Below are 13,829 nucleotides of genomic sequence, written 5' to 3'. Positions count from 1 at the left end.
CCTACATCCCACGTGAGGTGAGCATCTTGCCACTGTCCGCTTATCCACTGTGAGTAGACCGTAGTCCCATTCCGGACGCACCAGTGAAACCGGTAACCTAGTTCATACAGTGTGTTACCGAAAGCGTTCTTTCGAGAAAGATATACATCACCGTGATAACACCAAGCGTCAGCCGCTGTGGTTGACGCAACTCCGTCTGCACTGATCGGGGCAGCTTCGGCTTCACTCCAGCAGAGCATCGCAGTCTAGTCAAGCCCTCGCGCTCATATCACTGAACACAGGCCCACGATGTTCGAGTCAGCCCAGGGGCACGTGCCGGCGGAACCACTCCAGGCTCGCCGCCCACGGGCCGCGCCGCTCGGCGAGGTCCTCCAGCAACGGCGTCAGCTCCGCGGAGAAGCTGATCGAGGACTCCAGCGGCAGCAGCGACGGGAGGTTGTCGATGGCGATGACGTCGAGCGGGGCGTCGGCGGTGCCGACCTGACGCACCGGCTCGGCCCACGTGGTGATCGCGGTGTTGACGGGGAGCAGGTTGTTGTCGGAGGTGACGTCGCAGGTCACGTCACCGATCGTGCGCAGGCGACGGGTGGCCGCCACGTCCTCGGTGCCGACGAAGGGCTCGCGCGGGGTGCTGCTCACGACGCAGTTCACGAGGATGTCGTGGTCCAGCAGCGCTGCCTTGTCCAGCTCGACGGTGTCGGCCCGGTCCCAGCGGGTGACCGCGCAGCCGGCCAGCTCCAGCGCTTCGACCGCGCCGCGGCCGGAACGCCCGCGGGAGCCGATGACCAGCGCGCGCTCCGGCTCGTGACCGGCCGCGCTCTCGCGCAGCTGGCCGTCCAGCTCCTCGCGGCCCATCGGTGCGACCCCGCCGGTCAGCAGGCCGCGGTGCCGGAGCACGGCGAGCGCGGCACCGACATACCCCGCCCAGAAACCGAACGCGACGACCCGCTTGCCGTCGAGCGTGAGGTACTCCACGTCCAGCAGCTCGCCACCGCCGCGGCGGAATCGCTCGAGCGTGACGTCCGCGCCCTCCTGCCCCTTGTAGGCGTGGGCGAAGAAGACGTGCGTGTGCGCCAGGCCGGGCGGGTCCTGCGGCAGCTCTTTGATCCCGACGACGACGGCGCCCTCGGGGGCGTCGGTCCACGAGCCGTAGGGCGCGACCGAGCACCCGGCCGCGACGTAGTCCTCGAGGTCGACGACGCGGCTCGGTGACTCCTCGACGGTGACGACATAGCCGTCGGCGACGAGGCGCTGCGCGTGGGGGGACGATCGGCACGCGCTGCTCGCCGGGGCGGGCCTCGGCGCGGATCCACAGGTGCGGTCGGGTCATGCCTTCAGCGTATGCGCCCGCACCGGTTGCCCTTGGGTTAGGTTGGGCCCAAACACACCGACGTGGACGGGGCAGCAAGACATGAGCAGCGACATCGTGCGCGAGCAGGGCGAGTTCGACGACGAGCCCAGCGACCGGGAGCCGCCACGCCCTGCGGGCCGGACCTGGGCCTTCCGACTCGGCGGCCTCGCCCTCGCCGCCCTCGTCTACCTCCTCCTCGGGGGCGCCGACATGTCCGGCGACGCGCGCTTCGTCGCCGCCATCGCCGTGCTCATGGCCGTGTGGTGGATGACCGAGGCCATCCCGCTCGCCGCCACCTCGCTGCTGCCGATCGTGCTCATCCCGCCGCTCACCGGATTGGGCGTCTCCGACGCGACGGCGCCCTACGCCAACTCGATCGTCTTCCTCTTCCTCGGCGGCTTCCTCATCGCCATCGCCATGCAGAAGTGGAACCTGCACCGCCGGATCGCGCTGCTCACGCTGCGCCGCGTCGGCACCCACCCGCGCCGGATCATCCTCGGGATGATGATCTCGACGGCCTTCCTGTCGATGTGGGTCTCCAACACGGCCACCACGCTGATGATGCTGCCCATCGCGATCTCGGTGCTGGCGCTCGTCGTGGAGAACAGCCAGCGTGGCGTGGCCGCCGCCGACGGCGACGTGACCAAGGAGGTCTCCAGCGGGCGGGCGGTGAGCGACGTCGTCAACGACCCGGACGTCCGCATCTTCGGCGTCGCCCTGGTGCTGTCCATCGCGTGGGCCGCCTCGATCGGCGGGCTCGGCACGCTGCTCGGCAGCCCGCCCAACGCCATCGTCGCCGGATATCTCGCGGACGAGGTCGGCCAGGACGTGGGCTTCCTCGCCTGGATGATGCTGGGCGTGCCGATCGTCGTCGTCTTCATCGGGATCGCCTGGCTGCTCATCACGCGGCTGATGTTCCGCTTCACGCTCGAGGAGATCCCCGGCGGCCGCCAGCTCATCGACACCGAGGTCGATGAGCTGGGCCCGATGAGCCAGGGGGAGAAGGTCGTGCTCGCCGTCTTCTGCGGCGCCGCCTTTCTGTGGATCGTCCCGGGCCTGCTGTCCAACATCTCCGCCCTCGGCGAGGCGCTGCCCTGGCTCGGGGAGCTGGACGACACCGCCATCGCCATCGGCGCGGGCATCGTGCTCTTCCTCATCCCCGGCGACCGCGAGGGCCGGATGACGCTGGAGTGGGACGACGCGGAGGAGGGCCTGCCCTGGGGCGTGCTGCTGCTCTTCGGTGGTGGCCTCAGCCTGGCCGCCGCGGTCGCCGGCACCGGCCTGGACGAGTGGTTCGGCCAGCAGGTCACCGGGCTGGGCTCGCTGCCGATCGTGCTGCTGCTCGCCGCTGTCGTGACGATCGTGCTCTTCCTCACCGAGGTCACGAGCAACACCGCGACTGCGGCGACCTTCATCCCGGTCCTGGGCGGTGTCGCCGTCGGCATCGGTGTCGACCCGATGACGCTGCTCATCCCGGCGGCCCTGGCGGCGACCTGCGCCTTCATGCTGCCGGTCGGCACCCCGCCCAACGCGATCGTCTTCGGCACCGGGGCGGTGAAGATCCAGGAGATGGCCCGTGGTGGAATCGTCCTGAACGTCGTCGGGGTGGTGCTCATCACCCTCTTCACCGTCCTCATCGGTCCCTTCGCCCTGGGGCTCGTGCTGTAACGGCCGGCGGCAGGTCCGATCACGGGAGGAGGACGCGGCACCGCATGTCCCCTGCCCCCCGCCGTGGCCGGTCCGCCCTGGTGATGGCGGTCGCCTCCGCCGTCACCACGCTGGGCGCCCTGCCGCCGTTCCTGCTGGGGGCTCAGGCGGTGGCGATCCGCGACGACCTCGGCTTCGGGCTTGGAGCCTTCGGTGTCGCGGTCAGCCTGTTCTTCGCCACGGCGGCGGTGGCCACGCTGTCCACCTCGACGTTGGTCGACCGGATGAGCCGCGGCCTGCTGCTGCTCCTGGCCGGAGGTGTCGTGACCGCCGGTGGCCTCGCCATGAGCCTGCTCGTCTCCGGGTGGTGGTCGCTCATGGCGGTCATGGTGGTGCTGGGTCTCGGCAACGCCGCCTGCCAGGCCACCGCGAACTCGTTGATGGCGCGCACGCTCCCGCCCGGTCGGCGCGGGCTCGGTTTCGGCGTCAAGCAGTCCGCCGTGCCGCTGGCGATCATGCTGGGCGGGCTCGCGGTCCCGACGACCGGGGCGCTGTGGGGGTGGCGCTCGACCTTCGTCGTGACCTGCTGCCTCGGGGTCGTGGTCATGCTCGGGGCGGTCGGGCTGCTGCTGCGTGGCCGGCGTCGCGGACCGCGCAGACCCGCTGCGTCCGCCGCCGACCTGCTCGAGTCCCCGCCGACCCTGCCGCTCGTGCTCGCCGCCGTGGCGATCACGTTGGCCAGCGCGGCGGCCAACTACGTCGGCGCCTTCGCGGCCTCCTGGGGGTTCGAGGTCGGGCTGACACCCTCCCAGACCGGCGTCCTCATGGCCGTGGGCTCGGGCGGCTCGATCGCGATCCGGGTCTTCTCCGGGTGGCGCGCCGACCACCGGCACGGGGCGAACCTGCCCGTCGTCGCCACCCAGATGTGGGTCGGCGCGCTCGGGTGCCTGGGCCTGATGATCGACGCACCCTGGGCGGTGTGGGTCTTCGGGCTGCTCGCCTTCAGCATCGGGTGGTCCTGGCCCGGTCTGCTGCTGTATGCCGTCGCCCGGCTCGGGCGTGACAACCCGGCCCAGGCGTCGGCTGCGATCCAGTCGGGCGCTTTCGCGGGCGGGGCGCTGGGCCCGGCGGTCCTCGGTGGGCTCTCGGGAGCCGCCGGCTTCCCCGTGACCTGGGCTGTGGCCGCGGGCTGCTTCGCGCTCGCCGGCGCCCTCATCCTGCTCTCCCGCCGGCTCTTTACCGCCGACCTGCTGGCCCGGCCTCCCCGCGAGCCCTTCACCTACGGACGCTCCAAGGTCACGCCGCCGCGCGAGCCGTGAGCCGGGAGGTCGCGCGTTCCGGCGACACGCCGACCGCGACCGGCTCAGCCGCACACGTGAACGCCTGAGCCGCTTTCCTCCGGCGTGTCGTCAGCACGTCACTGCAGGGCCTCTGCCATCCGGCGCACCGCCTCGCCCATGAGCTCGGCGCTCGTGCCGATGTTGAGCCGGGCGAAGCCCTCGCCGGTGGCCCCGAACGCCGGCCCCGGCGACAGCAGCACCCGGCCCCGCTCCAGGAAGGCCTGCGACGGGTCGTCGCCGAGGCCGAGGTCCCGGCAGTCCAGCCAGGCAAGGTAGGACGCGTGCCCCGGGTGGAAGCGCACCTGCGGCAGGTGCTCCTGGAGCAGGGCGGGCAGCTCCTGGGTGCGCGCCTGCAGCTCGGCCACCGTGCCGGCGAGCCACTCGCGGCCCTCGGTGTAGGCGGCGATCGCGGCATACTGCCCGAGGATGCTGGGTGCCCAGTCGGTCTCGGCCTGCGCCTGCGGCCAGCGTCCCTCCACCGCGGTCACCCCGAGCGCCAGCTTCAGGCCGGCCGTGTTCCACGCCTTGGAGGGCGAGTGCAGGGCGATGCCGACCTCGCGGGCCGCCTCGCTCACGGTGAGGAAGGGCACGAAGGGCCGCGGGCTGCCGGGGTGCACGAGCGGGGCGTGGATCTCGTCCGAGATCACCACGGCGTCGTGCTCGGCGGCCATCTCGGCCAGCGCGGCCAGCTCCTCGCGCGAGTAGACGTAGCCGAGCGGGTTGTGCGGGGTGCACAGCAGGACCACCTTCGCCCCGTCGGCGAGCGCGGCGCGCATGCCGTCCAGGTCGAGGCGGCCGCCGGAGGCGACGTCGAGCATCGGCACCTCGAGCGGCTCCAGGCGCAGGTCGCGCAGCCAGGGGTAGAAGGAGAGGTAGACCGGGGGGTTGAGGACGACCCGGTCACCCGGGGAGGTGAGCCCGCGCAGCGTCTCCTTGGCCCCCTGGCCGACGTCGGCGAAGAGCCTGGTGCGGCCCGGCGTGCTCTGCGGGTCCCAGCCCCAGGTGTCGCGGGCGAAGCCGGCGAAGGCATCGATCACGGCAGAGGGCTCACCGGCATACCCGAAGTCGGAGCGCTCGATCGCCGTCTGCAGCGCCTGCGCGATGGCGGGGGCGGTGCTGACGTCCATCTCCGCCGTCCAGGCGGGGAGCACGTCGTCCGGGACCCGGCTCCACTTGGCGCTGCGGTGGGTGCGCATCTGCTCCAGGGACAGGTCGAAGGGTGAGTTCATCCGCCCAGCCTGCCCTACCCGTCACAATCATCGGTATGCCCCCCGCGACCCCCGGCCACGCAGTTCGCTCCACGCCTGGCTCCACACCGCTCGTACCCGAAGCTGGGCCGGGTGCGACGACGACCTTCCACCTGCGCCCGGCGCAGGGCTGGCTCAACGACCCCAACGGCATGGTCCGGCACGAGGGGCGCTGGCACGCCTTCTTCCAGCACAACCCGGACGCGCCCCGGCACGACGCCATCGCGTGGGGCCACTGCAGCAGCGCCGACCTCGTGACCTGGCGCGAGCACCCCGTCGCCTTCACCCCCACGCCGGGAGGTCCGGACGGCTCCGGCTGCTGGTCCGGGGTCTTCGTGCCCGGGTTGTCGCGCCCGGCCGTCGTCTACTCCGGGCTCGCCGGGCCGGGCTTGACCAGCACGGTCTGCCTGCGCTGGGGGTCCGGTGCCGACCTCGACGAATGGTCGGCACCCGTGGTGGTGGCCCGCCAGCCGCAGGCTGACGGTGTCGCGGTCATGCGCGACCCCTTCGTGCTCACGCACGAGGGTCATCGGTTCGCCCTCGTGGGCGCCGGCCTCGACGACGGGACGCCCGCGGTGCTGCTCTACTCCTGCGACGACATCGAGGCGTGGGACTACCTCGGCGTCTGGCTGCGCGGCGCGGACCTGCCGTCACCGGGAGCCGGCCCGGCCGACGTGTGGGAGTGCCCGCAGCTCGCGGTCGAGGGTGAGCGTGCCGCCCTGCTGCTCTCGCTGCACGACGACGGCGTGCTCGGCGACGTGGTCGCCTGCGCGGGCCGGCTCGTCGACGACGGCGGGCGTCCACGGCTCGAGGTCGAGGACGTGGGGGTGCTGGACCGCGGTGACGCGTTCTACGCACCGCAGATCGCGGACGACGGCGGCGAGGGGTGGTGGCTCATGGGATGGGTCCGCGAGGACGGCCAGCAGCCCGGCGGCAAGGACCAGGCGGGCTGCCTGACGCTGCCGCGACGGCTGACGGTCGACCCGTCGGGGGTCCGGCTCGAGCTGGACCCCGCGGTCGGTGAGACGCTGCCCCTCGGCCCGGCCCGTGCCGCGGAGGGCGAGCTCCCGCCCGCGGCGGTGGTCGAGGTCGGGCCCGCCGGTGCGGAGCTCGTGCACCCTGCGATCGGCACCCGGGCCCTGCCCGAGGGGACCAGGGCCGTCGTCGACGGGGACGTGCTGGAGGTCTACCCGCCCGACGCCGTCCCGGCGACCTTCCGGCACCCGGTCGCGTGGCAGGTGCGGGGCGACGCCGAGCTGCGGCCGGTGCTCAGGCCGTGAAGGCCCAGCGGTCGAGGACGCGCTGCAGCTCGTCGACGTGCCACCGGGGGACGTAGGCGACGGTGATGCGCTGGCCGTGCCGGACGAAGGCACTGGCCTGGCCGGGCAGGCACACCGCGTCGAAGATCCACGGCAGGACGGCCATGTCGGCGTAGTCGTGGTCCAGGCGCGGGTGCAGCTCGCGGGTGATCCGGCCGACCCGGAAGCGGACGACCCAGCGGTTGCGCTCGCGGTCCACGCCGCCGTGCACCTCCCCGAGCTCGCCCGTCGACCCGGCGGCGGCGGCCAGCTTGCGCACCAGGTCGGGGTAGGAGTCCGGGCCGACGACGTGCTCGAGGTCGACGGTGGTGACGTGCGGGTGGTGGGTCAGCTCCCCGTCGGCGTCGCGGGCCAGGCAGTGCAGGAGCGCGAGGTAGGGATGCCGGCGGATGGCCTGCGCGACCTCACGGTCGGCGAGCAGGTCGGCCTCGGTGACGCCGTCCTGGGCGCTGAGGCCCAGGCGTTCCAGGGTCGCCAGCTGCTCGCGCGCGGAGGGGCGGATGGCCGGGGTGACGAGCAACGGCTGGTCAGAGCTGCCGTCGCTGTGGCGGGCGAAGACCTCGTCCAGTCTCATGGTCCAAGACTGCCACCGCCCACGGGACGGCACAACGCCTCGCGCCGCGTCCGGTGTCCGGACGCGGCGCGAGGCGGGGGTGACGCGGGTGGCTCAGGCCACGCGGGTCTGCGGGGCGTTCGCCGCGGTCTTGCCGGCGTCCTTCTCCGCGACCCCGCCGATGATGTCGTCGATCTTGGCCATGAGGTCGGCGTCGAGCTTCACGCCGGCGGCCTTGACGTTGTCCTCGACCTGGGAGGGCTTGGAGGCGCCGACCAGCGCGGCGGCGACGTTGGGGTTCTGCAGCACCCAGGCGACCGCGAGCTGCGGCATCGTGAGGCCCGCCTCCTCCGCCAGCGGCGTGAGCCCCTGGACGGCGGTGAGCACCTCCTCGCGCATGAAGCCCTGCATTCCCTTGCCCATCGACTCGTCCGCGGCGCGGCCCTCGGTCGGGGCCTGGCCCGGCTGGTACTTCCCGGACAGCACGCCCTGCGCCATCGGGCTCCACACGATCTGCGAGATCCCGAGCTCCTCGCAGGCGGGGACGACCTCGGGCTCGATGACCCGCCACAGCATGGAGTACTGCGGCTGAGAGGAGATGAGCTGGATGCCGAGGTCCTTCGCGAGGGCGTGCCCGGCGCGGATCTGGTCGGCGGTCCACTCGCTCACGCCGATGTAGTGCGCCTTGCCCTGCCGGACGATGTCGGCGAAGGCCTGCATCGTCTCCTCCAGCGGCGTCTCGGTGTCGTAGCGGTGCGCCTGGTAGAGGTCGACGTAGTCGGTCTGCAGCCGCTGCAGGCTGCCGTCGATCGACTCCATGATGTGCTTGCGGGACAGGCCGGTGTCGTTCTTGCCGCCCGGGCCGGTCGGCCAGTAGACCTTGGTGAAGATCTCCAGGCTCTCGCGCCGCTCTCCCTTGAGCGCGTCCCCGAGCACGCTCTCGGCCTTGGTGTTGGCGTAGACGTCGGCGGTGTCGAAGGTGCTGATGCCGGCATCGAGCGCCGCGCGCACGCACTGGTGGGCCACGTCGTTCTCGACCTGGCTGCCGTGCGTCAGCCAGTTGCCGTAGGTGATCTCGCTGATCTTGAGGCCGCTGTTGCCCAGGTATCGAAACTCCATGGCGGCACCGTATGCCTCGCGTCCGACAGGCCCGACCCTCGGGGGTGTCAGTCCGACCCGGCACGGGTCGTGGGAGGCGGACCCGCGACGGCTGGGCCCACGTCATACCGGGGGATGACGGGGTGGACGAGAGGTCGACCCAGCCGTCGGGCGCGGGCGGTCGGAAGGACAGCCGGAAGACCACCTCACCGATGCCCTCGTCGGCGATGTTTTCGATGATGCCGTTCGAGGTGAAGCCGAGGTGGCGGTGCCAGGCCTGCGGCTCCGGCTCGTCGGTCTGCGACGAGCTGAGCAGCGCGACGTAGCCCTGCTCCCGCAACCGCGCGACCAGGTCGTCGACGAGCACCCGCGACAGCCCGCGGCCGCGGGCGTCCTCGGCCAGGACGATGAGGCTGAGGAAGGGCACCGTCGCCCACAGGATCGTGTAGTGCAGCAACCCCACGACCGTGCCGGCCGCCACCGACCGAGCGGTTTTCGGCGCCGACCGGTCGCGCGGGAATCGACGGGCGTGCCACGGCGTTGCGGTGGACCCACCCCGAGGAGGACCGTGCCCGTTCCCGCGCTGCCCGACCTGCCCGCCCAGCACCGTCGTCTCACCGACCTCGGCCTCACGCTGCCCGCGCTGCCCGAGGACCTCGGCGGCGACCTGCTCGTGGTGCACCCCCGCCTGGTGTCGACCGCCCGCCTCGTGCCGCTCCTGGCCCTCGGCGACCGTCGAGGGTTCGTCGTGGAGGACCTCACCGACCTCGACGAGTTCGGCGCCGCCCCGGGAGTCCAGGTGCCGGAGGCAGACCTCTACGCGGTGGACACGCCCGACCGCGGTGACGAGCACGCCGACCGCAGCCCGGACGAGGTGGACCCGCGAATCAGGGCGGCGGGTCGGGACCTCATGACGGTCGCCGAGGGCGTCTGCTGGGCGCTGCAGAGCCCGGAGGTGATCGAGCGCAACCACTGCTTCATGACGACGGGCTCTCGCCGGCCCAAGGCGTCTGGACTGGACGCACGGGTCCCCGCGCTGTGGATCAGCAACGGCACCGGCCGCGACGGTCGGGACCGCAAGGACGCGCCCAAGCTGGGGTGGTGCTGGGCCGGCAACCGGCATACCTGGCTCGGCATCGCCTCCGTCGGCGGTCGCTCCTGAGCTCAGCCGGCCGCGGGCAGCTGCTCGGGCAGCCCGGCGTGCGCGAAGGCGTCACCGTCGAAGAAGCCGACCACGCCGGTGATCACCCCGTCGCGGAGGTCGACCACGCACAGCTGGAACTGCTGGTATGCCCCGTCCGGGCCGCGGAGGTACATCCCAACCGCGGGCTGCCCGTTGGCGACCACCGGCAGCATCCGCAGGTCGCCACCCACGCGGGCGGGGCACTGGTGCTCGATGAGAGCGGCGATGTCCTCGCGGCCGACGTAGTAGCGGTCGAAGGGCGGCATCTGCCACACGGCCTGCTCGGTCATGACCCCCACGACGGCGTCGATGTCGTGCCGCTCGAAGGCGTCGCAGAAGGCGGCGAAGACCTCGCGGTCGTGCGCGGTCAGCTCGCTCACCCTACGGCCCGCCCGGTCCAGTCCCTCGCCGATGGTCGCCCGGGAGCGCTGCAGCGCGGAGTTGACCGAGGCGACGGTGGTATCGAGGGCGGCGGCGGTCTCGGCGGCGGAGAACTGCAGCACGTCGCGCAGCACGAGCACCGCCCGCTGCAGCGGCGGCAGCTCCTGCAGCGCGGCCATGAACGCGAGCTGGGTGCCCTCGGCCGCCTCGGTCGCGTCGGCCGGGTCCACCGGCACCGCGTCCCGCCCCCAGACGAGCTGGTCCGGCAGCGGCTCCAGCCAGTCGCGGGAGCGGTCCTCGACCACCGGCTGGCGGGGGTCGCCGGGCGGGCCGCCGAGCCCGCTGGGCAGCGGGCGCCGACCCTGCTGCTTCAGCGCGGTGAGGCAGGCGTTGGTGGCGATGGTGTACATCCACGTCCGCACCGTGGAGCGCCCCTCGAAGCGGTGGTAGGCCTTCCACGCGCGTAGGTAGGTCTCCTGCACCAGGTCCTCGGCCTCGCTGGCCGACCCCAGCATCCGGTAGCAGTGGGCGATGAGCTCCCCGCGCAGCGGCGCGGTGGTCTCCTCGAAGTCGGCCTGCCCGGTCTGCTCCAGCTGCGTGCTCATGCTCGCTCCCTCGTCGCGCCACGGTCCGTCCAGTCGCGATCCATCCACATGACCTCCCACACGTGCCCGTCCAGGTCCGCGTAGGTCCTGCCGTACATCATGCCGTGATCCGCCCGCCGCACGTCGGTGCCGCCGGCCGCGACGGCCCGGTCGACCACGGCGTCCACCGCCTCCCGGCTCGGGGCGGACAGGCACACCAGCGTCTCGACGGTGCCCGGCTCGGCGACGCGCGAGTCGTGAAACGAGGCGAAGTGCTCCCGGTTGAGCAGCATCGCGTGAAGGGTCGGACCGAGCTCGAGGCAGAGCGCCGAGCCGTCGCAGAAGTCGGCGTTGAAGGTGTAGCCGACCTCGGTGAAGAAGGAGCGGGAGCGCCCCAGGTCCTCCACCGGCAGGTTGACGAACATCAGCTGGTGCACGCGCGGTCCTCTCCCTCGGTATGCCCCATGCCGGCCGGCCCGGTCGGCGGGTCGTGCGAGGTGTGACGACCGACGGGGGCGGAACTCATCGGTGCTATGATGTGTGTAGCATGCAACTATCTGAGGAACTGGCCCGCACCTTCACCGCGATGAGCCGTCTGCTGCGCGAGCGCGAGGGGGAGCTGTCGCGCAGCGACGTGGGGGTGCTCGTCCGACTGGCCGGGCAGGAGTGCACCCGCCCCCGGGCCTGGCCCGGGCCGAGGGGCTGGACCCCTCGACGATGAGCCGCCGGCTCGCCTCGCTCGCCGAGCGCGGTCTTGTGCAGCGGCACCCGGATCCGGAGGACCGCCGCGCCCAGGTGCTCGGCCTCACGGCGGCGGGCCGCGCCGCCCTCGCGGCCGAGCGCTCCCGCCGCGTCGACCTCGTGACCGCGACCCTCGCCGACTGGCCGGCGCAGGACCAGCAGCGCCTCGCCGACATGCTCGCGCGCCTCGCCGACTCGATCGAGCAGGCGTAGGAGCACGCCACCCCGCCACGCACCACCCCCTGACCGCAACACCCCCTGACCGCAACCCCCCAGCAGACCCAAGCAAGGACCCCGATGGCCACCGCCAGCACCACCGCGCCCACCAGCCGCAGCACCGGCGGCGACACCGCCGCCACCCCGTTCCGGCTGGGGCGGGAGCACAAGATCGTCTTCGCCAGCCTCATGCTCGGCATGTTCGTCGCCTCGATCAGCCAGACGATCGTGGGCCCGGCGCTGCCGCAGATCGTCGCCGACCTCGGCGGCATGGACCACTACTCCTGGGTGGCGACCGCGGCGATGCTCGTCTCGGCCGTGGTCGTGCCGGTGGTCGGCAAGCTGTCCGACCTCTACGGCCGCAAGACCTTCTACCTGGCCGGCCTCGTGATCTTCATGGTCGGCTCGGTCGTCTCTGGTCTCGCGGGCAGCTTCTGGGTGCTGGTCGCCGGACGCGCCATCCAGGGCGCGGGCATGGGCACCCTCATGCCGCTGTCGCAGACGATCATCGGCGACATCATCCCGGCCCGGCAGCGCGGGAAGTACCAAGGCCTCATGGGTGCCGTCTTCGGCGTCACCTCGGTCGCGGGACCGCTGGCCGGCGGGCTCATCACCGACCACCTGGGCTGGCGCTGGCTGTTCTTCGCCATCCTGCCGGTCGGCCTGCTCGCGCTCGCCTTCGTGGCCCGCTACATGCACCTGCCGCACCAGCGCCGCGAGGCAAAGATCGACGTCGCAGGCATCATCACCCTCTCGGTCGCCATGGTTTCGATCCTGCTCGCCACGAGCTGGGGCGGGACGGCATACCCCTGGGTCTCGGCGCAGGTCCTCGGTCTGTATGCCCTCGGCCTGGCCTTCGCGCTCGCCTTCGTCGTCGTCGAGCTGCGGGCGGCCGAGCCGCTGCTGCCGCTGCGGCTGTTCCGCAACAGCATCTTCAGCTGGGCCAACCTCGCCGGGCTCGGGCTGGCCATGGTGATGTTCGGCTCGATCATCTACATCCCGGTCTTCGCGCAGGGGGTCATCGGCGTCGACGCCACGCAGTCCGGCCTGATCCTCATGCCGATGATGCTCGGCCTCATCGTCATGGGCATCCTCACCGGGCTGCTGGTCACCCGCACCGGGCACTACAAGCCGTTCATGCTCACCGGCGTCGCCGTGATGGCCCTCGGTGTGTGGCTGCTCACGCTGCTCTCCGAGACCTCGACGGCCTGGCAGCTCTTCGGCGCGATGGCCGTGGTGGGCGTCGGGCTGGGCATGGCGATGCAGCAGTACACCCTCGTCGTGCAGAACGTCGTCGCCCGGCGCGACCTCGGTGTCGCGACCGCCACCACGCAGTTCAGCCGTAACATCGGCTCGACGGTGGGGATCGCGGTCTACGGCTCGATCATGACCGGCGGGCTCGGCGCGGCGGTGGCCGCGCACCTGCCGGCGTCGATGCGGGACGCGGCGGCCGAGCGGGCCGCCGACCTCGACGTGGGCGCGGTGCTGGACCCCTCCGCGCTGGGTGACGTGCCGCCGGTCGTCGAGCAGGCGCTGCGGGCGGGTCTGGCCGACCAGCTCCACGACGCCTTCCTCGTCGGCCTGCCGATCCTCGCTGTCGTCTTCGTCGCCACCGCGATGATCCGGCACGTGCCGCTGCGCGAGACCCTCGAGGACGCCCCGCGCGACCACGGCTGAGCCCGGCCACCGGTCGAGCAGCGCGTGCCGCTGACGCGGCGCGTCAGTCGGTCGCCGTCGCGGGCACCCGCAGGAAGGCCGCGAGCAGGAACAGGCAGCATCCCGCCGCACTGGCTGCCGGCAGGACCCAGAGCCAGCCGTAGCTGTGGTCGAGGGCCCGACCGCCGAAGGACGCGGCGAGATAGGTCAGCGGGAGCGCCGCCAGGAAGGTCAGGGCGCACCTCTTGGCTGCCGCGGCGTAGGAGCAGTGCAGGATCGCGGCGACCTCCGCGATGGAGTAGCCGTCGAGGCGCAGCTGCACCACCTGCTGATCGGCGGGCTGGAGCAGTTCGAGCCTCGGCTGGCGCGCGGCGCTCTCGGAGCTGCGGGAGGATACTGGTCAGGTCCAGCGCGTCGTCGGTCTGGGCGCTCGGCTGGTGCGCCATCGCCGACTCTCCGTATAGTGGAAGAAATACTCCGTATACCGAAAGTATAGCGTCATCGGCGAGGCGT

General features: G+C 72.2%; 14 protein-coding genes and 2 pseudogenes. 7 read left to right on the top strand and 9 right to left on the bottom strand.

The genetic code is table 11. The annotated features are described in order from the left end of the window. Nucleotides 1–297: 297 nt before the first annotated feature. Nucleotides 298–975, bottom strand: a complete 678-nt coding sequence (locus FU792_RS15515) for a Rossmann-fold NAD(P)-binding domain-containing protein (RefSeq protein WP_149814885.1) — start codon at nucleotides 973–975, stop codon at nucleotides 298–300. Beyond that, nucleotides 976–1,200 (bottom strand): annotated as a pseudogene (locus FU792_RS19425) (saccharopine dehydrogenase); the annotation flags it as partial. A gap of 211 nt (nucleotides 1,201–1,411) precedes the next feature. Here FU792_RS19425 and FU792_RS15510 point away from each other — a divergent pair. Both FU792_RS15510 and FU792_RS15505 read left to right on the top strand, forming a co-directional pair. After that, complete coding sequence (locus FU792_RS15510; protein ID WP_022923672.1) at nucleotides 1,412–3,019, top strand: SLC13 family permease; 1,608 nt, start codon at nucleotides 1,412–1,414, stop codon at nucleotides 3,017–3,019. A 44-nt stretch (nucleotides 3,020–3,063) separates the two neighbouring features. Next, nucleotides 3,064–4,317, top strand: a complete 1,254-nt coding sequence (locus FU792_RS15505; RefSeq protein ID WP_022923673.1) for an MFS transporter — start codon at nucleotides 3,064–3,066, stop codon at nucleotides 4,315–4,317. Nucleotides 4,318–4,415: 98 nt separating this feature from the next. Here FU792_RS15505 and FU792_RS15500 read toward each other — a convergent pair whose 3' ends face one another. Continuing rightward, nucleotides 4,416–5,567 carry a MalY/PatB family protein gene (locus tag FU792_RS15500; RefSeq protein WP_022923674.1) on the bottom strand — a complete coding sequence of 384 codons (1,152 nt, stop codon included), beginning with the start codon at nucleotides 5,565–5,567 and terminating at the stop codon, nucleotides 4,416–4,418. Nucleotides 5,568–5,602: 35 nt separating this feature from the next. On the opposite strand from FU792_RS15500, the gene FU792_RS15495 reads away from it, so the two are divergent. Next, entirely contained in the window at nucleotides 5,603–6,865 is a 1,263-nt protein-coding gene (locus FU792_RS15495; RefSeq protein WP_022923675.1) for a glycoside hydrolase family 32 protein, read from the top strand. On the opposite strand, the gene FU792_RS15490 is transcribed toward FU792_RS15495, so the two are convergent. The 3 genes and pseudogenes from FU792_RS15490 to FU792_RS19420 form a co-directional block, all read right to left on the bottom strand. Beyond that, on the bottom strand, nucleotides 6,855–7,478 hold the full coding sequence (locus FU792_RS15490; RefSeq protein WP_022923676.1) for a hypothetical protein: 624 nt from the start codon (nucleotides 7,476–7,478) through the stop codon (nucleotides 6,855–6,857). The two genes, FU792_RS15495 and FU792_RS15490, sit on opposite strands and share 11 nt — an antisense overlap. Before the next feature lie 93 nt (nucleotides 7,479–7,571). Next, on the bottom strand, nucleotides 7,572–8,576 hold the full coding sequence (locus FU792_RS15485) for an aldo/keto reductase family protein (protein ID WP_022923677.1): 1,005 nt from the start codon (nucleotides 8,574–8,576) through the stop codon (nucleotides 7,572–7,574). A gap of 244 nt (nucleotides 8,577–8,820) precedes the next feature. After that, a pseudogene (locus FU792_RS19420) lies at nucleotides 8,821–9,018 on the bottom strand (GNAT family N-acetyltransferase); the annotation flags it as partial. Between the two features lie 105 nt (nucleotides 9,019–9,123). Between FU792_RS19420 and FU792_RS15475 the strand changes: the two are divergent. Then, a complete protein-coding gene (locus FU792_RS15475; RefSeq protein WP_022923679.1) occupies nucleotides 9,124–9,717 on the top strand; it encodes a DUF5701 family protein in 594 nt (197 codons plus the stop codon). Nucleotides 9,718–9,719: 2 nt separating this feature from the next. Here FU792_RS15475 and FU792_RS15470 read toward each other — a convergent pair whose 3' ends face one another. Together FU792_RS15470 and FU792_RS15465 are read right to left on the bottom strand one after the other, a co-directional pair. After that, complete coding sequence (locus tag FU792_RS15470) at nucleotides 9,720–10,724, bottom strand: sigma-70 family RNA polymerase sigma factor (RefSeq protein WP_022923680.1); 1,005 nt, start codon at nucleotides 10,722–10,724, stop codon at nucleotides 9,720–9,722. After that, on the bottom strand, nucleotides 10,721–11,140 hold the full coding sequence (locus FU792_RS15465) for a VOC family protein (protein WP_022923681.1): 420 nt from the start codon (nucleotides 11,138–11,140) through the stop codon (nucleotides 10,721–10,723). The genes FU792_RS15470 and FU792_RS15465 overlap by 4 nt, the downstream gene beginning before the upstream one ends. Before the next feature lie 110 nt (nucleotides 11,141–11,250). On the opposite strand from FU792_RS15465, the gene FU792_RS16905 reads away from it, so the two are divergent. The 3 genes from FU792_RS16905 (at nucleotide 11,251) to FU792_RS15455 (ending at nucleotide 13,337) form a co-directional block, all read left to right on the top strand. Further along, nucleotides 11,251–11,424: a hypothetical protein gene (locus FU792_RS16905; protein WP_161600281.1), complete on the top strand. Its 174-nt coding sequence runs from the start codon at nucleotides 11,251–11,253 to the stop codon at nucleotides 11,422–11,424. Next, nucleotides 11,421–11,657 (top strand): MarR family winged helix-turn-helix transcriptional regulator, encoded by a 237-nt coding sequence (locus tag FU792_RS15460; RefSeq protein WP_149814884.1) that lies wholly within the window; start codon nucleotides 11,421–11,423, stop codon nucleotides 11,655–11,657. Before FU792_RS16905 ends, FU792_RS15460 begins: the two co-directional genes overlap by 4 nt. Before the next feature lie 84 nt (nucleotides 11,658–11,741). Next, entirely contained in the window at nucleotides 11,742–13,337 is a 1,596-nt protein-coding gene (locus FU792_RS15455) for an MDR family MFS transporter (protein WP_022923683.1), read from the top strand. A gap of 43 nt (nucleotides 13,338–13,380) precedes the next feature. On the opposite strand, the gene FU792_RS15450 is transcribed toward FU792_RS15455, so the two are convergent. Then, on the bottom strand, nucleotides 13,381–13,665 hold the full coding sequence (locus FU792_RS15450) for an ECF-type sigma factor family protein (RefSeq protein ID WP_337587840.1): 285 nt from the start codon (nucleotides 13,663–13,665) through the stop codon (nucleotides 13,381–13,383). Nucleotides 13,666–13,829 lie beyond the last annotated feature (164 nt).

Origin of the sequence: Serinicoccus marinus DSM 15273 (genome assembly GCF_008386315.1) — a bacterium.
Taxonomy (GTDB): domain Bacteria; phylum Actinomycetota; class Actinomycetes; order Actinomycetales; family Dermatophilaceae; genus Ornithinicoccus; species Ornithinicoccus marinus.
Note: the sequence above shows the minus strand (reverse complement) of the source record. Positions and strands in the feature narration are given on the sequence as shown.

Bases quoted from the DNA above. Each gene is read 5' to 3' on its own strand.
- FU792_RS15490 (WP_022923676.1), bottom strand. From the start codon at position 7,478: ATGAGACTGGACGAGGTCTTCGCCCGCCACAGCGACGGCAGCTCTGAC.
- FU792_RS15455 (WP_022923683.1), top strand. From the start codon at position 11,742: ATGGCCACCGCCAGCACCACCGCGCCCACCAGCCGCAGCACCGGCGGC.
- FU792_RS16905 (WP_161600281.1), top strand. From the start codon at position 11,251: ATGCAACTATCTGAGGAACTGGCCCGCACCTTCACCGCGATGAGCCGT.
- FU792_RS15495 (WP_022923675.1), top strand. From the start codon at position 5,603: ATGCCCCCCGCGACCCCCGGCCACGCAGTTCGCTCCACGCCTGGCTCC.
- FU792_RS15470 (WP_022923680.1), bottom strand. From the start codon at position 10,724: ATGAGCACGCAGCTGGAGCAGACCGGGCAGGCCGACTTCGAGGAGACC.
- FU792_RS15505 (WP_022923673.1), top strand. From the start codon at position 3,064: ATGTCCCCTGCCCCCCGCCGTGGCCGGTCCGCCCTGGTGATGGCGGTC.
- FU792_RS15500 (WP_022923674.1), bottom strand. From the start codon at position 5,567: ATGAACTCACCCTTCGACCTGTCCCTGGAGCAGATGCGCACCCACCGC.
- FU792_RS15510 (WP_022923672.1), top strand. From the start codon at position 1,412: ATGAGCAGCGACATCGTGCGCGAGCAGGGCGAGTTCGACGACGAGCCC.
- FU792_RS15485 (WP_022923677.1), bottom strand. From the start codon at position 8,576: ATGGAGTTTCGATACCTGGGCAACAGCGGCCTCAAGATCAGCGAGATC.
- FU792_RS15460 (WP_149814884.1), top strand. From the start codon at position 11,421: ATGAGCCGCCGGCTCGCCTCGCTCGCCGAGCGCGGTCTTGTGCAGCGG.